The organism is Kaistella polysaccharea, assembly GCF_020410745.1.
GTDB classification, from domain to species: Bacteria; Bacteroidota; Bacteroidia; order Flavobacteriales; family Weeksellaceae; genus Kaistella; species Kaistella polysaccharea.
In genome coordinates this window covers 2,014,274-2,035,838 of the sequence record NZ_CP084528.1, presented here as the reverse complement: position 1 = coordinate 2,035,838, position 21,565 = coordinate 2,014,274, and the positions used below count along the sequence as shown (strand labels likewise).

General features: G+C 36.9%; 21 protein-coding genes. 13 read left to right on the top strand and 8 right to left on the bottom strand.

Annotation, left to right across the window (positions count from 1 at the left end):
* Window positions 1-46 precede the first annotated feature (46 nt).
* The 6 genes from ftsH (at window position 47) to LC814_RS09520 (ending at window position 7,111) form a co-directional block, all read left to right on the top strand.
* On the top strand, window positions 47-2,041 hold the full coding sequence (gene ftsH, locus LC814_RS09545; RefSeq protein ID WP_226063704.1) for an ATP-dependent zinc metalloprotease FtsH: 1,995 nt from the start codon (window positions 47-49) through the stop codon (window positions 2,039-2,041).
* 113 nt (window positions 2,042-2,154) lie between these two features.
* Entirely contained in the window at window positions 2,155-2,736 is a 582-nt protein-coding gene (locus LC814_RS09540) for an LUD domain-containing protein (RefSeq protein WP_226063703.1), read from the top strand.
* Window positions 2,737-2,796: 60 nt separating this feature from the next.
* The gene (locus LC814_RS09535; RefSeq protein ID WP_226063702.1) at window positions 2,797-3,672 is read left to right on the top strand and encodes a phosphatidate cytidylyltransferase; all 876 of its coding nucleotides are present in this window, start codon (window positions 2,797-2,799) and stop codon (window positions 3,670-3,672) included.
* Between the two features lie 2 nt (window positions 3,673-3,674).
* Window positions 3,675-4,328: a phosphatidylserine decarboxylase family protein gene (locus tag LC814_RS09530; RefSeq protein WP_226063701.1), complete on the top strand. Its 654-nt coding sequence runs from the start codon at window positions 3,675-3,677 to the stop codon at window positions 4,326-4,328.
* An 89-nt stretch (window positions 4,329-4,417) separates the two neighbouring features.
* Window positions 4,418-4,981: a hypothetical protein gene (locus LC814_RS09525; RefSeq protein ID WP_226063700.1), complete on the top strand. Its 564-nt coding sequence runs from the start codon at window positions 4,418-4,420 to the stop codon at window positions 4,979-4,981.
* On the top strand, window positions 4,982-7,111 hold the full coding sequence (locus LC814_RS09520) for a cation:proton antiporter (protein ID WP_226063699.1): 2,130 nt from the start codon (window positions 4,982-4,984) through the stop codon (window positions 7,109-7,111).
* A 67-nt stretch (window positions 7,112-7,178) separates the two neighbouring features.
* On the opposite strand, the gene LC814_RS09515 is transcribed toward LC814_RS09520, so the two are convergent.
* Window positions 7,179-7,496, bottom strand: coding sequence for a bacteriophage spanin2 family protein (locus LC814_RS09515; protein WP_226063698.1), 318 nt, complete (start codon window positions 7,494-7,496; stop codon window positions 7,179-7,181).
* A 70-nt stretch (window positions 7,497-7,566) separates the two neighbouring features.
* Complete coding sequence (locus LC814_RS09510) at window positions 7,567-8,772, bottom strand: BaiN/RdsA family NAD(P)/FAD-dependent oxidoreductase (protein WP_226063697.1); 1,206 nt, start codon at window positions 8,770-8,772, stop codon at window positions 7,567-7,569.
* A 230-nt stretch (window positions 8,773-9,002) separates the two neighbouring features.
* On the opposite strand from LC814_RS09510, the gene LC814_RS09505 reads away from it, so the two are divergent.
* Window positions 9,003-9,542, top strand: coding sequence for an acyl-CoA thioesterase (locus LC814_RS09505; RefSeq protein ID WP_226063696.1), 540 nt, complete (start codon window positions 9,003-9,005; stop codon window positions 9,540-9,542).
* Between the two features lie 31 nt (window positions 9,543-9,573).
* Window positions 9,574-10,632, top strand: a complete 1,059-nt coding sequence (gene thiL / locus LC814_RS09500) for a thiamine-phosphate kinase (protein ID WP_226063695.1) — start codon at window positions 9,574-9,576, stop codon at window positions 10,630-10,632.
* A 72-nt stretch (window positions 10,633-10,704) separates the two neighbouring features.
* Here the strand turns inward: thiL and rpmA are convergent, their stop codons facing one another.
* Window positions 10,705-10,962 carry a 50S ribosomal protein L27 gene (gene rpmA / locus LC814_RS09495; protein ID WP_226063694.1) on the bottom strand — a complete coding sequence of 86 codons (258 nt, stop codon included), beginning with the start codon at window positions 10,960-10,962 and terminating at the stop codon, window positions 10,705-10,707.
* A 26-nt stretch (window positions 10,963-10,988) separates the two neighbouring features.
* On the bottom strand, window positions 10,989-11,423 hold the full coding sequence (gene rplU / locus LC814_RS09490; protein ID WP_226063693.1) for a 50S ribosomal protein L21: 435 nt from the start codon (window positions 11,421-11,423) through the stop codon (window positions 10,989-10,991).
* 191 nt (window positions 11,424-11,614) lie between these two features.
* Here rplU and LC814_RS09485 point away from each other — a divergent pair, with 191 nt between their 5' ends.
* A complete protein-coding gene (locus LC814_RS09485) occupies window positions 11,615-12,736 on the top strand; it encodes an acyltransferase family protein (RefSeq protein ID WP_226063692.1) in 1,122 nt (373 codons plus the stop codon).
* Window positions 12,737-12,738: 2 nt separating this feature from the next.
* Here the strand turns inward: LC814_RS09485 and LC814_RS09480 are convergent, their stop codons facing one another.
* Window positions 12,739-12,981: a hypothetical protein gene (locus LC814_RS09480; RefSeq protein ID WP_226063691.1), complete on the bottom strand. Its 243-nt coding sequence runs from the start codon at window positions 12,979-12,981 to the stop codon at window positions 12,739-12,741.
* Window positions 12,982-13,135: 154 nt separating this feature from the next.
* Here LC814_RS09480 and LC814_RS09475 point away from each other — a divergent pair, with 154 nt between their 5' ends.
* From LC814_RS09475 to tnaA, 3 genes are all read left to right on the top strand, one after another.
* The gene (locus LC814_RS09475) at window positions 13,136-13,714 is read left to right on the top strand and encodes a MiaE family protein (RefSeq protein ID WP_226063690.1); all 579 of its coding nucleotides are present in this window, start codon (window positions 13,136-13,138) and stop codon (window positions 13,712-13,714) included.
* 73 nt (window positions 13,715-13,787) lie between these two features.
* The gene (locus LC814_RS09470; protein ID WP_226063689.1) at window positions 13,788-14,408 is read left to right on the top strand and encodes a DUF502 domain-containing protein; all 621 of its coding nucleotides are present in this window, start codon (window positions 13,788-13,790) and stop codon (window positions 14,406-14,408) included.
* A gap of 102 nt (window positions 14,409-14,510) precedes the next feature.
* Entirely contained in the window at window positions 14,511-15,887 is a 1,377-nt protein-coding gene (gene tnaA / locus LC814_RS09465; protein ID WP_226063688.1) for a tryptophanase TnaA, read from the top strand.
* 99 nt (window positions 15,888-15,986) lie between these two features.
* Here tnaA and LC814_RS09460 read toward each other — a convergent pair whose 3' ends face one another.
* A complete protein-coding gene (locus tag LC814_RS09460; protein WP_226063687.1) occupies window positions 15,987-18,110 on the bottom strand; it encodes an elongation factor G in 2,124 nt (707 codons plus the stop codon).
* 224 nt (window positions 18,111-18,334) lie between these two features.
* On the opposite strand from LC814_RS09460, the gene menD reads away from it, so the two are divergent.
* Complete coding sequence (gene menD / locus LC814_RS09455; RefSeq protein WP_226063686.1) at window positions 18,335-19,999, top strand: 2-succinyl-5-enolpyruvyl-6-hydroxy-3-cyclohexene-1-carboxylic-acid synthase; 1,665 nt, start codon at window positions 18,335-18,337, stop codon at window positions 19,997-19,999.
* Between the two features lie 3 nt (window positions 20,000-20,002).
* Here the strand turns inward: menD and LC814_RS09450 are convergent, their stop codons facing one another.
* Complete coding sequence (locus tag LC814_RS09450; RefSeq protein ID WP_226063685.1) at window positions 20,003-20,629, bottom strand: aminotransferase class IV; 627 nt, start codon at window positions 20,627-20,629, stop codon at window positions 20,003-20,005.
* A complete protein-coding gene (locus LC814_RS09445) occupies window positions 20,613-21,557 on the bottom strand; it encodes an aminodeoxychorismate synthase component I (RefSeq protein WP_226063684.1) in 945 nt (314 codons plus the stop codon). The genes LC814_RS09450 and LC814_RS09445 overlap by 17 nt, the downstream gene beginning before the upstream one ends.
* Between the last annotated feature and the right edge of the window lie 8 nt (window positions 21,558-21,565).

The following is a 21,565-nucleotide window of genomic DNA, read 5'->3' as shown; positions in this document are numbered from 1 at the left end:
AAAGCACTTGACGGGATAAAATTTCGTCAAAATTTTTATAAAAGATATGAATAACAATAAAGGATTTAACTGGTTCTTCCCTATCGTAATAGTAGCACTACTGCTCTTTTTCTTTTCTAATATGAATGGTGACGACACCAATGCTATAGATGAAGATGGGTTCTACCAACTGATGGAACAAGGCAAAGTTGATAATGTACTGATCTATAAAGACACCGAAAAAGCAGATGTTTTTCTAACCCAAGCAGCGAAAACAGAAGTTGCTACAAAAGAGGTTCAGAAAGAAAGAAGTCCTTTTTCAGCTTTCGATTTCGCACCCAAACCTGACTATACTTTAAGCTTTGGAGATCTTCAACTTTTCTTAGAAAAATTTGATTCAATTAAAAAAGAAAATCCAGCAATTGTAACGAAGAAAGATTACGGAATGGGGAAAAACCCGATGACTGAACTTTTATTCACTGCAATATTCTGGATCGCAATAATGGCACTTTTCTACTTCGTTATTTTCCGCAAGATGATGGGCGGAGGCGGAGGCGGCGCTGGTGGTCAAATATTTTCCATCGGTAAGTCAAAAGCTAAATTGTTTGATGAGAAAGACAAAGTGAACATTTCATTTAAAGATGTCGCTGGTTTAGAAGGTGCTAAAGAAGAAGTTCAGGAAGTTGTAGACTTTTTGAAAAATTCTGAAAAATATACAAAATTAGGAGGTAAGATTCCAAAAGGAGTATTATTAGTCGGGCCTCCGGGAACAGGTAAAACGCTATTGGCAAAAGCCGTTGCTGGTGAGGCAAAGGTTCCTTTCTTCTCCCTTTCAGGTTCTGATTTCGTAGAAATGTTCGTAGGAGTTGGAGCGTCCAGAGTTCGTGACTTATTTGCCCAGGCAAAAGCAAAATCACCGGCGATCATTTTTATTGATGAAATTGATGCCATTGGTAGAGCGCGAGGAAAAGGAAATATGACTGGTGGAAATGATGAAAGAGAAAATACCCTGAATCAACTTCTTACAGAGATGGATGGTTTTGGTACAGATACCAACGTTATCATCATGGCTGCGACCAACAGAGCAGATATTTTAGATAAAGCATTGATGAGAGCAGGTCGATTTGACCGGTCAATCTATGTTGATTTGCCAGAATTGCACGAAAGAAGAGAAATTTTCGATGTGCATTTGGCTAAAATTAAACTGGAACCGAACATTGACCGTGATTTCTTAGCCAAGCAAACTCCAGGCTTTAGTGGAGCTGATATCGCCAACCTGTGTAATGAAGCTGCTTTAATCGCAGCCAGAAATGCACATGAGGCCGTAACAAAGCAAGATTTCTTGGACGCTGTCGATAGAATAATCGGTGGTCTTGAAAAGAAAAATAAAGCCATTAAACCTTCTGAAAAAAGAAGAGTTGCCTATCATGAAGCAGGTCATGCAACAATTTCTTGGTTAGTTGAACATGCCGCTCCACTATTAAAAGTAACCATTGTACCAAGAGGCCGTTCTTTAGGAGCAGCTTGGTATCTTCCTGAGGAAAGACAGTTAACGACTACAGAACAAATGTACGACGAATTGTGTGCTACCTTAGGTGGAAGAGCTGCAGAACAAACCATTTTTGGGAATATTTCTACGGGTGCACTTTCAGATTTAGAAAGAGTTACAAAGCAAGCACAGGCGATGGTAACTATTTACGGTCTGAATGAAAAAGTAGGTAACGTTTCTTATTATGACAGTACAGGCCAGTCTGAATATAGCTTTGGAAAACCTTATTCTGAACAAACTGCAAAAATGATCGATGAAGAGATTTCTAACATTATTGAAACACAGTACAGAAGGGCGCTACAGATTTTAGGAGATAATAAAGATAAGTTAGATGCTTTGGCTGCTAAACTTCTAGAAAAAGAAGTAATTTTCCGGGAAGATTTAGAAGAGGTATTTGGGGAAAGAGCTTGGGACCCAGAATTAACGGAACACCCTGTCTCTAATGTACATAAGGAAGAAAATCCAGAGGAAGAAGCTGTAGTTATAGCTCCTGAATCGGGAACGCAACTTTAAGAAATTATAAATCCTGATTATTATTCGCTAGAAATAGTCAGGATTCTTATATAAAATTGGTTGTTTCGTGAAATATTTTTTATTTTTGTAGAACAATCTTATAAAATTCGAAATTGAGTCTATTTAAAAAATTGGTCGGGAAAATATTAAATCAACCTGAGGACGATGATGATCAGGATTTGGTTAAACTTGGAGATCAGCTGAAAAATGCTGACCTAGATTACAAGTTTGCCCAATTGTTCACCCATTCCGGCGGGTTTTTTAATTATTGTGCTGACGAGGCTGAAGCGCTCAATACTTTAAATCATATTCTCAAAATTGAGCAGGTAAAATCGGTTTTCTGTTGGGATCACGATTTAAAAAACTTTCTGAATGTTGTGGATGTTCCTTATACGCCACAATTAGAACTTTTCAACGATTGCGCTTTTATCACTTGTGAATATTTAATCGCCTTCGACGGTAGAATAATGCTTTCCCACAACAATATTCTTCATTACCATTCTTCCCGTTTACCGGAAAAAATTGTGATTATGGCAAATGTTTCTCAGATCGTTACCAATTTAAACGATGCCATGAGCAAAATTAAACGAAATGGAAATATTCGAAATCTTACTTCGATTAGTGGCAGCAACTCAAAATTAGACACTCCTAATAAGGATAATACAAAACTTTTCTTACTTTTGCTGGAAGATTAAAAACGATCTTTTCTAAATCCCGCTACCAAAAATCTCTAATCAACTTTTAATTAAAAAATTTTGGATAAAAATTTAATTCTACGCCTTTTCGGTGGTGCTTTATATGGTTTTTTGGTCATCATGTGTACCACACCACTCGGCTCAGAATGGATCAATTCAATATCTCCCGATCTTGTAAAACAGCAGAATCTTTATTACGGATTAATTACTTTCTTTATATTCGTTGGAGCTTGGGAATGTATCAGACTGATGAAGTTTGACCCAAAAAGCTGGGAAAAGTGGCTAGTTTTCCCCTTAATTATACTGGTATTTTACTGGTTTTCTAAAAGATATTTTCAGCACGGCTTTTATTTTAATTTTAATTTATCTGAAATTTTGGCGCTCTCGCTCATCGCGATTGCAGTCATTACCCTGTTCCGATTTTCAAAAGAACTTTATTACGATAATGGAAAGTTAATATTTACCGTTATCTACACCGCTTTACCCTTTAGCTTTGCTTTAGGTCTGCCAAAATTTTCGATGGTTGATCAAACATTTACATTAGAGGTTTTCTTTCTGTTTGTTTTAATTTGGAGCAGCGATTCCTTCGCATTCTTCACCGGAAAGTTTTTTGGAAAACATAAAATGGCGCCGAAGATTTCTCCAAAAAAGACGTGGGAAGGTTTTGCAGGTGGCGTTTTTTTCACCCTCATTCTCGGTTATTTTATTGAGGCTAATTATCCTGATTTAAGAGGGAATTTTATTATTGTAGGATTTTTAGTTTCGGTATTTGCACCTCTCGGTGATTTAGTCGAAAGTCAACTTAAACGAACTTTCGGTGTAAAAGATTCCGGAAATATTATTCCAGGCCATGGCGGAATTTTAGATCGGTTAGACAGCTTTATTATCTGTGCTCCTGTCGTATATTTGTACTTTATTTTAGAAAAATTATTTTAAATATGAAACTTCATAAAGAATCAAAAGGTACACTGATTGTCGCCAGCATTTCTTTCGCTGTTGTCAGTATATTATCGGTTTATTTGTTGGAAATGTGGGGATTGGCCATCATCATACCTATGCTCATTATTTATGGCTTGGTATTTTGGTTCTTTCGGGTTCCGAACCGGGAAATATTAAATCACGTAGAAAATGTGATTTCTCCTGTAGATGGTAAAGTGGTGATGATTAAAGAAGTTGAAGAAAATGAATTTATAAAAGGGAAAGCACTTCAGATCTCTATTTTTATGTCTCCTTTAAATGTTCACATTTGCCGTTATCCGGTTTCGGGTGAAGTAATTTATAAAAAATATCATCCAGGGAAATATTTAGTTGCCTGGCACGAGAAATCTTCTACTCATAATGAAAGAACTACGATTGCTGTGCAGAGTTTGACGAATCACACTGTAGTTTTTCGGCAGATCGCGGGTTATGTTGCCCGTAGAATTGTTTTTAAATGTAAAGAAGGAGATGATGCAAAGGCTGGTCACGAATTTGGTTTTATAAAGTTCGGTTCACGTATGGATGTTTTTTTGCCTTTGGATTCTGAAATCACCTGCAAAATAGGTCAAAAGACTAAAGGTGGTATCGACACCATTGCGAAGATGAAAGAATAAAATACTTTCTACTAAAATTTAAATATTCCGGGATTTTTTAATTCCGGAATATTTTTTATAATTTTAGAACAAATCCAAATCATTTACTTATGAAATTTCACCCGCTTATCCTCTTCCTTTTCGGTCTTTGCTTTATTTCTTGCGACAATCTTAAAAAAGATGATCAGCTGAAGGAAAGAGAAATGAATTTACTGAAAAGAGAAAAAGAATTTGCCGCAAAAAAGCAGGACTATGAAACTCTAAAAGTACTTCGCGACAGTTTAGAAAACGCGGCAGAAAGCACTTCCCTAGACAGTATTATTACGAATCCGATTCCTGATGATGTTATTGGAAAATGGAATGGCAAGATGATTTGTACAGAATCTACCTGTCCTGAAAATGTCATCGGCGATCAGAGAAACGACATTTGGATATTTTCAAAACAGAATTTAACGATCATCAATAAAAGTGGTGGTGAACGGAGTTACAAGGCAAAATTTACGGGTTCTGAGATAAAATTAAATTCCGAAAATACCACTTCAAATCTTAATAAATCTGAAATTACCCTGCAGTTCCCAAACGAAACGATTGGTAGAATAAAAGGTAACCGTGAATTAATAGGCACCAACTGCATCTCTAAATTCTCTGTTGAATTAGAAAAAATAAAAGAATAAATGATGCTTACAATTCTAACAGCACAATTTGATCTTCCGTTCGAAGATCCGGTTCTTAAATTTTTGGTAGTCCTGATTATCATTCTTTCAGCACCTCTTCTCTTAAATAAAATTAAAGTTCCTCATCTTCTCGGTCTCATCATCGCAGGAGCTGTAGTCGGACCAAACGGTTTTAATGTGTTGACAAGAGACAGCAGCATTGTTGTAACCGGTACAACAGGATTGCTTTACATCATGTTTCTAGCCGGACTAGAAATTGATCTGGCCGAATTTAAAAAGAACAAATGGAAAAGTCTGGGATTTGGGGGTTATACATTTGTCATTCCCTTTGTTTTCGGTATTGCGGCGGCACATTTCATAATGGAATATAACTGGCTCACCTCCTTTTTATTCGCCAGTCTTTTTTCATCTCATACCTTAATCTCCTATCCTCTGGTCAGCAAACTCGGCGTGGTGAAAAATCGTGCAGTAAATGTTACGGTCGGAGGAACCGTAATTACCGATATCATGGCATTACTGGTTTTGGCAATTGTTGTCGGGATGACCACGGGAGAAGTTAATGCCGCATTTTGGACAAAACTATCTGTAGGAATCGTACTATTCGCTGTAGCAGTTCTTGTTGGATTTCCGCTGATTGCGCGTTGGTTTTTCAAAAAAGTAAGTGATAAGATTTCGCAATATATTTTTGTACTTGTCATGATTTACTTTGCGGCGTTGCTCGCTGAACTTGCGGGCATTGAAGCCATCATTGGTGCTTTTCTCGCGGGACTGGCGCTGAATAAATTGATTCCACATACTTCCTCATTAATGAACCGTGTAGAATTTGTGGGTAACGCCATCTTTATTCCTTTCTTTTTGATCAGTGTGGGAATGCTCATTGACTTTACGGTATTTTTCAAAGATTTTGAAACGATTAAAGTAGCAGGTTTAATGATGATTATTTCAATTGGCGGTAAATATTTGGCCTCGATTGCTACGCAGAAAACATTTTCTTATACCAAACCCGAAGGTGGAATTATATTCGGTCTTAGTTCTGCTTCTGCTGCAGCTACTTTGGCAACGGTAACCGTTGGATATAATATCATCATCGGCGAAACAGATTTGGGCGAACCAATCCGACTATTGGACGAAAGTGTATTAAATGGAAGTATTCTATTAATTTTAGTTTCCTGTACAATTTCCTCCTTTGTCACCCAGAAAAACGCAGAAGAACTCGTAAAACAAGACAATGAAAATACGCTCGCAGAATCAAATCCGGAAACCGAAAATTTCTTAATGGCAATTAACGAGACGAGTACTGTGGATCCACTGACCAGTTTGGCGCTCCTTCTTCGGTCGAAAAGTGCAAGAGAAAACTTGTTTGCGGTAAACATCATTAATGAAGTAAAAAATGATTCATCAAAAAAGAACGCGGAAACAATTCTTGGCTTAGCTGTACGAAATGGTGCTGCAACAGATATTAAAATTACGCCACTTACGCGCTATGATACCGATGTAATGTCGGGAATTTCTAATGTTATTAAAGAATATGACATCACCGATTTACTCATTGCCATCTCTAGTGAAAAAGGATTTTCGCCCAGCTTTGTTTACAATCTCTACAGCGGTTATCTTAAGAACAATACTGCTAATGTTTTGGTCTATCAGGCCATCCAACCTGCTTCTACCATTCAGCGCTACTTTGTAATTTTACCCAAAAATGCGGAGAAAGAACCGACATTTTTCCATTCTTTATTAAAAGTTTGGAATATCGCTCGTAATTCAGGTTCAAAAATAGAATTTTACGGAACTGCCGAAACGATTTCGGTCATTGAAAATATCCGGAAAAAATACAATATTGAAGCCCGTTTTATTATTTTTAATAATTGGACTGAAATCAAAAAAGTATTCGAAAAAATGAAAGATAATGATGCTTTAATTATGTTTATGGCACAAAGAACTATGGTTTCTTATCTTCCACAAATGCAACGTTTACCCGACTCTCTAAATGAGAATTTCCGAGATCGTAATTTTCTTTTGATATACCCCGCTCATCAGAAAGAATGGGATTACAGAAAAGATACCCGCGATATCGGGAATGCCAACGATTTTGTGGAGATTGGTAAAATTGTGGGACGACTTTTTAAATAGTAAAAAATTGGAAATAAAAAAAGGAGCACTAAAAATGCTCCTTTACTGTTTGTGAAAAACTTTTTTTTTAAATAGGGATAAATACAACGGCAGCAACGGCGGCAGCGGCAACAAGTAACGATGTTAAAACATCAGTTTTTCTTACCGTACGAACATCTACTTTATCGATGATTACATCTTCACCGGATTTTAATTTCCCATAAATTTTTTCGTTATCCTGTTTTAAAACCTTTACTTTCATGGTTTTCTCATTAGCAGTCTGAACACGATAAGTCGTATAAAGATCAAGCGAATTGGTACGCATTGGTTGCTTTGGGGTAACTACTAAGGTCTGACAAGAGGTAAGTAGTAACAGAAATACAAATATTGGAAGTAATTTTCTCATTGTTTAAAAACTTTTGGCAAATTTAATAAAATTATACAAACCACAATCTCTATATTATGTTAAACTTGCTTTAACAGTTTAGCGCTTCGGCGATTAACCATCCTTCACTCCAACACGCCTGAAAATTAAAACCACCCGTAACTGCGTCAATATTCAGGACTTCCCCTGCAATATAAAAATTTGGAAGCAGTTTAGATTCCATCGTTTTAAAGTTTATTTCTTTCAACTCTATGCCGCCGGCAGTTACAAATTCATCTTTATAAGTAGATTTACCCGTAACCTGCATTTTATTTTCACAGAGATTCTCTATAATTTTCGTCAGTTCCGGACCTGTAATGTTTGAAATATTTTTATTTAAATCAACTTTAGCCAACCAAAGGATTCGATGCCAAAAACGTGAAGTGATATCGAAAATCTTCGAGCTGCCTATATTTTTTTTTGGATTTTCTTTTCTGAAGGTGGCAAATGTTTCTTCAGCATTTTCCCGATCAAGTCCTAAAAAATTAACGATGATTTCAAATTTATATTTGAGCTCAGCTAATTCTCGCGCTTTCCAGGCCGAAATCTTTAAAATTGCAGGACCCGAAAGTCCCCAATGCGTAATGAGCATCGGACCAGATTCGTCCATTTTTAAATGAGGAATTGAAACTTCTGCATTCGGAAAGCTGGTTCCCATCAGATCTTTTAATGTTTCATCTTTAATATTAAAGGTAAAAAGAGACGGCACTAAATCTACAATGGTGTGACCTAATTTTTGAATAAGTTTCAGGGATTTTGGAGAACTTCCCGTCGTGTAAACAACAAAGTCTGCAAGAAATGTTTCCGTGTTTGTGGTGATTGTATATTGGTTTTCTTTTTTGTGGATGTCGAGAACTACAGATTTGGTGCGGACTTCGAAACCTTTTCTCTGAACTTCCTCCATTAAAGAATTAATAATCGTTTGGGAAGAATTACTTTCCGGAAAAATACGGTTATCAGCTTCAATTTTTAGGGGTACGTTTCGCTGATCAAACCATTCCATGGTATCACCTGGCTGAAATTTATGAAAAACACTGAGCAATTCTTTATTTCCGCGGGGATAAAATTGTACGAGTTCTTTCGGATCGAAACACGCGTGCGCAACATTACAACGTCCACCACCGGAAATTTTAACCTTTTGTAAGACCTCTGAATTTTGTTCTAAAATGGTTACATTAAATTTTGTCTCGTCTAGATTTGCAGCGCAGAAAAATCCCGCAGCGCCTCCGCCAATGATGATAATATTTTTTTTCTTCATAGAATTACCCTTTCAACCACAAATTAGAATTGAGCGATGTAATCAAAGCTTACATCGAGTTTCTGCAAAAATACCATTTTTCTAACCCATCATTAATGCTTAATTTTGGGAATTATAAAATACCTTTTTTCGGAAGCGAAACCTGCGCCCCGGCTTGAGTGGATCCCGGTTGCAAAACCGGGAGGGAACGGAAGACGGATAAAGGCGCCCAAATATAAAACCTAAAAATTATGTCTCATTATCACTATAAATTTGAGGTGCGCTGGAGCGACATCGATGCGAACCGTCATTTGGCCAATTCTTCGTATGTAGAATATTGCGCGCAAACCAGAATGGCTTTTATGCGAAGTCACAAAATGGGCCTCAAGGAACTGAGTTACTGGGGAATTGGTCCTGTAATTCTGCACGAAAGATATTCTTTTTTTAAAGAGATTTACGCGGATCAAACTGTTTTTGTAACCGCGGAAATTTCAGGAATGTCGGAAGATGCAAGTATTTACCAGTTCGTGCATAAATTTTATTTACCCGACGGAACACATTGTGCAACTGCCGAAGCCACAGGCGTTTGGATTGATACCATGCTGCGAAAAGCCACGACTCCACCTGATGATATTTTGGAAGTGCTGGACGAATTTAAAAGTGAAAATGTAAAAATATTAACACGCGCCGACTTGAAAGATCTTCCTTTTAAGCCAGAAAATATAGAACCTTTTCATAAACATAACACGTTTACCTGGAAAAAGAAAAGTGACGATAAACCTGCAGAATAGCAGTAAATTAGTATCCTTTAAATAAAAAATTATGCTCGAAGATAAAAATATGGATCTCACGCCCATTTCTGCGTACGGCGAATTTGGCTTGATAAAACATCTTACCGAAAACTTTAGTTCAGCCAATTCTTCAACTGAAATTTCGATTGGAGATGACTGCGCCGTCATCAATCCCGAAAATCAAAAAGTAGTAATTACGACAGATATTCTGGCGGAAGGTGTTCACTTTAATTTGGGCTATGTTCCGCTAAAACATTTGGGATATAAAGCGGTGGTGGTAAACCTCAGCGATATTGCGGCTATGAATGCGAAACCCACGCAGATTTTAGTAGCAATCGCAGCATCAAATCGTTTTCCAGTGGAAGCTTTGGAAGAAATTTACGCGGGAATTTCTCTGGCGTGTAAACATTATAAAGTTGATTTAGTCGGTGGCGACACCACAAGCTCAACCTCCGGATTGATCATTAATATTACAGCGGTTGGTTTAGAAAATTCTGAAAATATAGTAAAGAGAAGTGGTGCTAAAGCCAATGATTTACTGGTAGTTACGGGTGATTTAGGCGGCGCTTATATGGGATTGCAAATTTTGGAGCGGGAACATTCTGTATTTTTAGCAAATCCTAATATGCAACCAGAAATGGAAGGTTACGATTATATTTTGGAAAGACAATTAAAGCCGGAAGCTCGTACCGATATTAAAAAAGCTTTGGAAGAATTGGATATTAAACCGACTTCCATGATAGATATTTCGGATGGACTATCATCTGAAACGCTACACTTATCGGATCAGAGTAAAGTTGGTTTCCGTATTTATGAGGAAAAAGTTCCCATGGATTCCTTAACCATTTCCACGGCGGAAGAATTAAATTTAAATCCCATTATGTGCGCGTTAAGCGGCGGTGAAGATTACGAATTACTCTTCACAATTTCTCCGAATGACTTTGAAAAGATAAAAAACCATCCAGATTTTACAATCATCGGTCACGCCGTAGATTTGGATCAGGGTAATTATTTAGTCGCCCGTGGCAGCAATGAATTGATTGCTTTGAATGCGCAGGGTTGGGATGCTTTCCTGAACAAAGGCCAATAATCATTAAAAATAATTGTCCATAAAAAAATCCCAATCTTGCGATTGGGATTTTATATTGTAAACACTTTTTAATTAAGCGTTCGGTTCAATAGATACAAATGATCTGTCGTTTGCTTTCTTTCTGAAAACTACTTTACCGTCGATCAACGCATGCAATGTGTGGTCTTTACCCATTCCTACGTTTTCCCCAGGATGATGTGTTGTACCTCTTTGTCTTACGATGATGTTTCCAGCGATCGCTTCTTGTCCTCCGAAAATCTTAACACCTAATCTCTTAGAATGCGATTCTCTACCATTTTTGGAACTACCAACTCCTTTCTTATGTGCCATTTTATTTTAAGGTTTTTTGGTTAAAATTATTCAGCGGTTTCGCTGTCTGATTTTTTGGTTGTTTTTTTAGCAACTGGAGCTTCTTCAGAAACTGCTGCTTCTTTTTTAGCTTTAGGCTCAACTTTTTTGTCTTCTTTCTTTTCTTTCTTATCAAAACCAGTAATACCGGTAATTTGAATTTGAGTTAAAGATTGTCTGTGACCGTTTTTCTTTTCGTATCCCTTTCTTCTTTTTTTCTTGAAAACGATTACTTTATCAGCTTTCACGTGATCCAAGATTTCAGCATCTACTGTGATACCGCTTACAGCTGGGGCGCCGATTGATGTAGAACCGTTTACAGTAAGAAGAACTTTATCGAAGGAAACTTTCCCTCCTTTATCTCCTTTCAAACGGTTTACAAACAACTTCTGGTCTTGCTCAACTTTATATTGAAGCCCTGCTATTTCTACAATTGCAAACATTGTTTATAAATTTTGTTAGTTAATTCGAGGTGCAAAAATAAGAAATAATTTTGAGTTATCCACAACGCAATTTTAAATTTCACATAATATTTATATTCAAAGTGTTAGCGCCTCATCCATCAATCTCAATTTGAAATTAAAATTTTCACTATTAAAGCCTTTTTTAAGTACTTTTGATTTTTCCTACCATTATGAAAAGAGATCTCTACATTGATTTTGCCAAAGGTTTTGCAACACTTTCCATCATCTTCATTCATACCGTTTACTGGTCTGGGCAATATTATGTTCCCACAGAAGTTCGCGTTTTATCACTATTAATAGATGTTCCGCTCTTTTACGCTTTAAGTGGATTAACATCTGGAGGAAATGTAGAAAAAACACTCTATCGTCTTTTAAAGCTGCAGATCACCTTCATGATATTTGTGACGTTTCTTTTCTTCCTGGATTATTTCTTTAAAGTATTCGGCTTGAATGTCTTTGGCTTAGACTGGATGAAAAATTTCTATTCTACCTTCGGCACCAAGTATGTTCCTAATAACATCTCGGATATTCCACAGTGGCAGAATCTGGGCAATTGGTATTTGCATCAATATACGAATGCAGATACTTTTCCTGTCGTGATGGGAAGTTTTTGGTATCTGAAAGTCTATTTTATTCTGACGGTTTTCGGGGTTTTAATTTTGAGATTCTTTTCGAAACACATCAATTATTTTATAGCCATCTGTTTCGGACTTACCCTTATTTTCAACTTAATTCCACAATTTTATCCAACAGGGCAAGTTGGTTACGTCGCTTTATACCTCGGAATATTTTTGATCGCACACCAGTTAAAAGGCAAGAAAATCCCAACGAAACTCGTCCCTTTTCTGTATGGAATTTTATTTCTCATTCTCATTTTCCTCTTTTATAATTACGGAAAAGATCTGTTTTTGCGAATGAACAAAGCGAAATTCCCCCCCAAACTGCTGTATATTTTCTGGTCAAGTTTTTCATTGCTCACGCTTTTGGTTCTGTACAACCGCCTGAAAATTGAGAAAAACAATTTCATTACTTACATCGGTAAAAACGCCATTTTCTATTATTTCGCGCAAGGAATGAGTTCCTCGCTCATCTACTTCTTGGTCGTTCCGCTAAAAGAGTATTTACATGGGGGATTATTTTTACCTATTATTTTCGCACTAAATATTGGTTTAGCAATTCTTATTGCCGAAGGCTTGAAAAAAGTAGATGCATTAGGCTGGAAAATATTAGAATTTCTGCGCAAAAAAACTGCTTCGGTACAAACCAAAGCAGTAGTAAATATTAAGAAATGAAATTAATCCTTTTTATTTCCTCTTGCAATTACAGCGATTAAGATAATCAACAATAAAGCACCAACTACCCAATATAAAGGGTTTGTAAACCATTCTTCTGTAGTTGTAGTTTTAGTTGTAGTAACATCTACCCCAACATCTGGCGTTTTAACTGCATCCTGCGCAAATGTCATTACACTGAAGAAAAAAGTAAGTACTAGAATTCCGAATTTTTCAAATCTGTTTGTTAAAGCTTGTGTGTTCATAATTTATTTTTTTAATGTTATTTTCCTTTTATTCAACATTTATGCCACCTGAAAAGGTATAATGTAAATATACTTAAAATTCTTTATCATATTAAGAAGTCTGATGAACTTAATTCGCTGAACTTTAAATTATTAAATTTGTAAAAAAATTACCATGTTCAAATTAAGATTGCTCACCGATCCGCGATGGGCGAATATTGCAGAAAGTAACCTGGAGGAAATTCTCACCGATCACGCCTGGTGCGAACAAAAAGCCACGACCAATGCCATCACAATTATCACCATGTGTCCTGAATATCCAGAGATTGTGACCGAACTTTTAAAAATTGCCCAAGAGGAATTGGAGCATTTTCAAATGGTTCATGAAATTATTAAAAAACGTGGTTATGAATTCGGTAGAGAAAGAAAAGATGATTATGTAGGACAGCTTTTCAAATTTATTGTTCAGGGTACGCGAAAAGAATATATTATCGACAGAATGCTTTTTGCAGCAATGATCGAAGCCAGAAGTTGCGAACGCTTCCGGGTGCTGACAGAAAACATTAAAGATGAAGAACTGAAAACTTTTTATAAAGAGCTCATGATCTCGGAAGCGGGACATTACACGACATTCATTGGCTTTGCGAGACAATTAGGGAATGTAGAAGAAGTAAATCAACGCTGGGAAGAATGGTTGGATTATGAAGCAGAAATCATAAAATCTTATGGAAAAAAAGAATCTATTCATGGCTAATTGTTGCTAAAAGCAGCTGAAATTTTACCTATTTTTACCAATGTAAAATAATTGACCGTCGCAAGCAAAGTAGATGAACAAACAAAAAATTGAACACCTCGTCAATGTACTGGTAAAATCTTTTTTCCAGGGTTTGCTTATTATCGGCCCTTTCGCCCTCACGGTTTGGATTATCTGGTATGTTGTATCGAGCATCGACAATATTCTACCCTCACTATCACAACAGTTTTATCCAGGAATTACTTTTCTTATTGTCATCTGCAGCATTACTATAATTGGTTTTATAGGAAGTAAATTTATTATCGGACGGGTAATTGTAGACAGTTTCGACTATTTATTGGAACATACACCGGGAATTAAATTCATTTATACTTCGCTCAAGGATGTAATGACTTCCTTCGTGGGCGATAAAAAGAAATTTAATCAACCTGTTCTCATCAAAACTTCGGATAATCCGGATGTTTGGCGTATCGGTTTTCTTACACAAAGTGATCTTTCTTCCGTTGGCTTTCCGAGTTATGTTTCGGTTTATTTACCGCATTCTTACGCGGTTTCCGGTTGGGTTGTTTTCGTTCAGGCCAGCAATATTGTCGTTTTAGAAAATGTAAGCGCAGCACAGGCGATGAAGTTCGCGGTAAGTGGTGGCGTGGCAGGATTTCATTCAGATGATAATGTTTTCAAAGCACCGGAATGAAGTTAGGATGATTAAAGATTAACATTTTTACACTTAATCTTTCACATTTATTTTACATCGGAAATTTTGAATTTCCTTACACTCAACCTTAAATTATCCTAAATGAAATTACCTTACGCTGAACCTTTCAGAATAAAAATGGTGGAAGAAATTCACCAGTCTACCCGCCAAGAAAGAGAAGAATGGCTGAAAAATGCACACTACAACTTATTTAATCTCAGATCAACCCATGTTTATATTGATTTGTTAACCGATTCTGGAACGGGCGCCATGAGCGACCAACAATGGGGCGCGATGATGACAGGCGACGAAAGTTACGCAGGTTCGAAAAGTTTCGAAAAATTGCACGAAACCGTTCGCAATATTACCGGATACCAATATTTACTTCCAACCCACCAGGGACGGGCTGCGGAAAATGTTTTGTTTTCAGTTTTGGTAAAAGATGGCGACGTTATTCCAGGAAACTCTCATTTTGATACCACAAAAGGACATATTGAAATTAGAAAAGCCCACGCCATCGATTGTACGGTTGATGAAGCATTTGACATTGAAGATCCTCACCTTTTCAAAGGAAATATCGATTTAGAAAAATTAGAAGAAGTTTACAAAGCGCATCCTAAAGAAAAAATTCCATTTTGTTTAATTACCATTACCTGCAATTCTTCGGGTGGTCAACCGGTTTCGTTAGAAAACATGAAGGCTGTAAAAGAACTTTCTGACCGGTATGGAATACCAATTTACTTTGATTCCGCAAGATTTGCAGAGAACGCCTATTTCATTAAGATGAGGGAAAAAGGCCAGGAAAACAAAACGATTAAAGAAATTGCCAAAGAAGCTTTTTCCTATGGCGTTGGGATGACGATGAGTTCTAAAAAAGATGGTCTGGTGAATATCGGCGGTTTTATTGCGCTGAATGATGCAGATATTTTTAAGAAAGCATCAAACTTTACCATTATTTTTGAAGGTTTTATTACCTACGGCGGAATGGCTGGAAGAGATATGGCTGCGTTAGCCGTTGGTTTAAATGAAGCCACGGAGTTTGAGTATTTAGAAAGCCGGATTTCACAGGTCGAATATTTGGGCAATAAATTAATAGAATATGGCATTCCTGTGCAGAAACCAATTGGTGGTCATGCGGTATTCATAGACTCTTTGGGATTTTTACCGAATGTTCCGCGGGAAGAATATCCGGCTCAAACATTAGCCAATGAAATTTACAAGGAAGCCGGCATCAGAACAGTAGAAATCGGAACTTTATTAGCGGATCGTGATCCTGAAACCCGGGAAAATCGCTATCCTAAATTAGAACTGGTTCGTTTGGCCATTCCGCGCAGGACGTACACCAATAATCACATGGATTATATTGCAGCAGCAATTAAAAATGTCTACGATCGCAGAGATGAAATCAAAAAAGGCTATAATATCACTTGGGAATCAGAGATATTACGACATTTTACAGTACAACTGGAAAAGGCGTAAATAATTTAGAGATATATAAAACTAAAAAAACCTCGGCTTTCGTCGAGGTTTCTCATTTAATCATTAAAACATATTACCAAAGCTTTCCTGCTTTCCTATTTACACTTCAACCATTGGTGAATTTTTCTTAACCAACTCCTGCTGAACATTCATTGGAACCAATTGATAATTACAAAATTTCATCGTAAATTTTGCGCGTCCGCCTGTAATAGAACGTAAAGTTGATCCGTAATCATCCAACTCTGCCAAAGGAACATCGGCAAGAATTTTCTGATAATGCGTTTCTGAATCCATTCCTGAAATAATCGCTCGACGGGTTTGTAAATCGCCCATTACGTCACCGGTATCTTCATCGGGACAAAGAATTTCAACTGCATACATTGGTTCTAAAAGTTGTGGTTTTGCCTGATGAAAAGCTTCTCTAAATGCTCCAGCAGAGGCCAATTGGAAAGAAATATCATTAGAATCTACACTGTGCATTTTTCCATCATAAACCGTCACACGAATATTTTGACAATAGGAACTTGTTAAAGGTCCAGCTTCCATCTGTTGCATAATTCCTTTTTTAATGGCTCCAATATAGCGGTTGTCAATAGAACCTCCCACGATACACCAATAAAAAGCCAATTTTCCACCCCAAGGCAGTTCTTCTATGTCTTTCTGTCGGATATTTACGCCGGTGGGCTCTTCCATTCCGTCATAGTAATTTTCTAATCGAAGGTGAATTTCCCCAAACTGACCCGCGCCGCCTGACTGTTTTTTATGGCGGTAATCGGCCTCAGCTTTTCCGGTGATCGTTTCGCGATAAGGAATTTTCGGAGCGGCAAATTTCATTTTCACACCGAACTCTTTTTCTAAACGCTGGGTAACCAAATCAAGGTGCAACTGACCCTGACCGTGCAAAATTGTCTGTTTTAGTTCTACAGATTGTTCTACAACCAAGGTTGGATCTTCATCTTGAATTTTATGTAGAGCCGTTACCAATTTTTCCATGTCTGAGGAAACTTCGGTAGAAATAGCTTTTCGGATTCTACTTTCCGGGAATTCCATTGGACGAACTTTTCGATTGACACCTTTGGAATTTAAAGTGTGATTAGAACGTGCATATTTTAACTTTACAGTTACGCCTAAATCACCAGCAACCAATTCATCTACAGGAATTCTTTCTTTTCCTTCCGCCACAAAAAGCTGAGAAATACGCTCTGTTTCGCCGTTTTCCGCATTTACCAATTCGTCGCCTGGTTTCAGTTTACCACTCAAAACTTTAAAATAAGAAATCAGTCCAACTTGTGGTTCCGAGGTTGTTTTATAAATGAATACTGTTGTTTTGTCATTTGAATCATAGGAAACCTCATCGCCGTTTTCTAGTTTTCGTGCAGGTCTTTCTGCCGGAGAAGGTGCAATATCATCAATGAATCCCATTAATCTACCACTTCCCATATCTTTCAATCCGCTGGTGATGAAGACCGGAAAAAACTGCTGTTTTGCAAGTGCAATCGTAATTCCTTTGGCAAGCTCTTCTTCCGATAAATTTCCCTCTTCGAAATATTTCTCCATCAAACCATCTTCATTTTCCGCCGCGATTTCCACCAAGGCGTTGTGCATGGCATTGGCTCTTTCCATTTCACTTTTCGGAATGGGTTTTTTCTCTGGTTTACCACCATCAGCAGGAAATTCATACATCACCATTCGTAATGCATCAATAATGGAATTAAAATTCTCGCCAGAATTGTAAGGATATTGCAAAGGAATAAGTTTCGACCCAAATCGTTCTTTAGCCTGGTCCAAAGTTTTCTCGAAATCAGCTTTCGGATGATCCATTTGGTTGATTACAAATATTGCGGGTGTTTGATATTTCTCCACATATTCCCAAACGAGTTCTGTTCCTACTTCTACGCCATTGGCTGCATTTAAAACAATTATTGCGGTATCTGCAACTTTTAAAGATGACACGACTTCCCCAATAAAATCATCGAATCCCGGCGTATCAATCATGTTTATTTTATTATTCCGCCAGTTAACAAACATCTGATGGGAGAAAATAGTTTTTCCTTTTTCGCGTTCCAAATCGGTATTATCGCTCACCATGTTTCGTGAATTCACGCTGCCACGGCGTTTAATCGCCCCGCCCTCGTACATCATGGTTTCTATCAGCGTAGTTTTGCCACTGTCGGAGTGACCGAGCAACACTACATTTCTTAGATCTTTGGTATTAGCACTCATAATATTTTGGTTTTTTATTTTATTGAAATGCTAAAAAGGAAATGACCGGCATTTGATTTTTAGGTAGTTAAAGTTACAAAAGTTTTAAATCATTAAAGAAAAATGAACAATTTTACAGGATGACATTTAACATCTTAAAAACATCCAGTTTGTACGAAAACAGGAATCTATGACTGCTTTATTAAAGTTAATTATCATTAAATTTGCGTCAATCAATTCAGACTATGAAGCAATTTTCCGCTAAACGCAGCATTCAGATTTTAGGATATCTCTTAAAAGAATACGGAATTTACGATGTCATTATTTCCCCCGGTTCCCGGAATGCTCCGCTTGCCATACACTTCTCTGAAATGGATGAACTGAACTGCTACAGCATTGTTGATGAAAGAAGTGCAGCATTTGTAGCTTTAGGAATGGCGAAAAGTTTGAAAAAACCAGTTGCTGTGTCGTGCACAAGTGGTTCTGCTGCAGCCAATTATTATCCGGCCGTGACCGAAGCTTTTTTTCAAAACACGCCGTTGCTCATTCTTACTGCAGACCGTCCGACCGATTATGTGGATATTTTCGATGGACAAACCATTCGCCAAAAAGATCTTTATCAACAGCATTCCTACGGCGATTTTCAACTCTTGGAAGATTCGCAGGAAAACGCTGACGAAGAAAACTTCAGCATAATTAAAAAAGCAATAGAAGTGTGCTTCGAAAAACAAGGTCCTGTACACATTAATATTCCATTAGAAGAACCACTTTATCAATTGGTTTCAGAATTGCCCAAATTTTCCCCGGTGGAAAAAACGATCCGATATTCGCAATTTGAATTTTCTCCCAACCTGGCTGCAGAATGGAATACCTCAAAACGCATTATGATTTTGGTGGGAACGCGTGATTACAGTGAAGAACTGGAAATGCAATTATCTCAACTTGTTAAAAATCATAGTGTTGTCATCTTAAAAGAAGCAAACTCAAATTTACGACACGAGAAATTTTTCGGACATATCGATCGTTATATATTTAATTTTACAGAAGAAGATTTTAAACTGTATGCTCCAGATTTGCTGATCACAGTCGGTCAAAACGTGGTTTCGAAAAAAGTGAAGCAATTTCTACGGAAAGCAAAACCTGCCAATCATTGGCATATTGACGAAGTTTGGCATCCTGATACCTATTTTGCCTTGACGGAAAAGATTAAAACTTCTCCCGAAAAGTTCTTTGCAAAATTGCTCAACTTCATTAAGCTAGAGCCAAGTCCCTATTTTAATTTATGGGATGTATTGCGCGATAAAAAGGATTTAAAACACGCAGAATATTGTTTAGCAACAGGATTTTCAGATTTCAAACTCTTCGAAATACTGCCGGGAAAACTGCCAAAAAATGTAAATCTTCACATCAGTAATTCCTCGGCGATCAGATATGCGCAGCTTTTTGATTTCCCACACAACAGTATTTATTGCAACCGCGGCACCAGTGGTATTGATGGTTCAACTTCTACTGCGATGGGCTATGCTATGAAAAGTGCGGAACAAACCGTTTTAGTGACGGGAGATATTAGTTTTTTCTACGACATTAATGGATTGTGGAATAATTATATTCCGCCTTATACCCGAATTATCGTTTTCAATAATGGCGGCGGTGACATTTTCAAAATTATTCCGGGACCAAGTACGACCAAAGCTTTAGACGAATTTATTATGACTAAACATCATAAAAATACGGAGCATTTAGCCAAGCATTTTGGATTTGGTTATACAAAGGTTGACGATGAAGAAACGCTGATTAGAGTTTTGGATAATTTCTTTAAACACGACGAAAGGCCCAAAATCCTGGAAGTAGATACGACTGAAATTGAAAATGCTGAAATTCTAAAGCAGTATTTTACCTTTTTAAAATAAAATTTAAAACTCTTCCGAGGCGGCTTTCTTTGGCAAGTTTCTAATTTTAGAAAGCGGATAAATCAACAGATCATCCAGATTATTCATAGCATTAATCAGCTGAAAATGGCTGTAATCCTGAAGTGTTTGTAGCGTGATTTCGGCTTCTTTTATTTTTTTGGTTTGAAGCAAATGCTGTCTTTGTACGCCATTTAAAAGATAACTTTTCGGCGTAAACCAATCTTTCCCTTTTTTAAAAACGATGTTCGAATAAGAACTGTCTGTGATATGATTATTTTTTACAATAATTATTTCACCCGCGCGGGACAATTGTTTCATTCGCTCAATCTCTTTTCGGTCTTCAAATTTAAAGGAGTAATCGTAAGAATTATTTTCAACCAGTTCAAAATCAGCTTTCTCAGATATTGCATACGGTATCATCTGCGTTCTGAATTTGCCATCTAAACCATAAGTTACCTTAAATTTATAAAGGCCTTCTTCCTGATGATCAAGATTTTTAAAAATTAATGCTAAGTCAACTGGATTTTCGTGCCCAAAATGTGAAAATGTTTCGTTCACACGTTTTTGATGCAGATCAAGCATAAATATTTTGCGATCTTCTACTTTAATGCTCTCAATGAATTGGGACATAAATTTTATTTTTCATTTCTTGGTATTCGTCCGCAAAATTACTCAAATGCGTGATTCCACCACCGCTTTTAAAATAAAGTTTTCCACCATCTTTTTCAATGAAGCGAATCATGACACAGGAATCTAGATTTTCACCATCAAACCACCCGCAAACGCCCGTGTAAAAGCCGCGTTGGTAATTTTCAGCTTCCAAAATAATGTCTAATGTTTTTCTCTTCGGAGCTCCTAAAATAGAACCTGCCGGCAAAAGTTCGCGTAAAATGCTGCCTATTTTATCCTGAAATTCACTTTTCAAAGTTCCTGAAATCTCCGAACTCATGGCATATAAATCTTTTTGCGCGGTTTTTATTAAATCAATTCTTTGAAAATCATCAACTTTAACATTGTTAGCAACGAGACTTAAATCATTGCGCAAAAGATCAACTACGGTATAATGTTCTGCTTTTTCTTTCGGATTGTTTTTTAAAACCTCCGCTGCATTTTCCGTCGAAGCGTCGATCGTTCCTTTCATAGGATGGGTTGAAATTATGTGATCTTTAATTTCAATAAAGGTTTCGGGGGAAAAGCACACGAAATCATCCTTGTATAGGACTTTATATTTTGCAGACGATAAATCGAAAATATCTTTCAAAGTCAAATCAATTTTAATCTCGGTTTTACAGGTATAATTGGTGAGGTAAGAATTACCGAGACGTAAATTTTGCTGCACAATATCGAATCCTTTTTGGTAAGTTTCTAGAGATTCGGGAAAGCTTTTTAAATTAATTTTATTTTGAGAAGCACGACTTTCATTTTCAGTTTTAACCGACTTAAAATCAATTGATAAGCCACTTTCTACAATTTCTTCTTTTGTATAAACATCTACATTTTCTACCAGAAAATCAATTATAAAAAAGAAAGGAACTTTCTTAAGAGAAAGTTCGTCCATGAACAAAA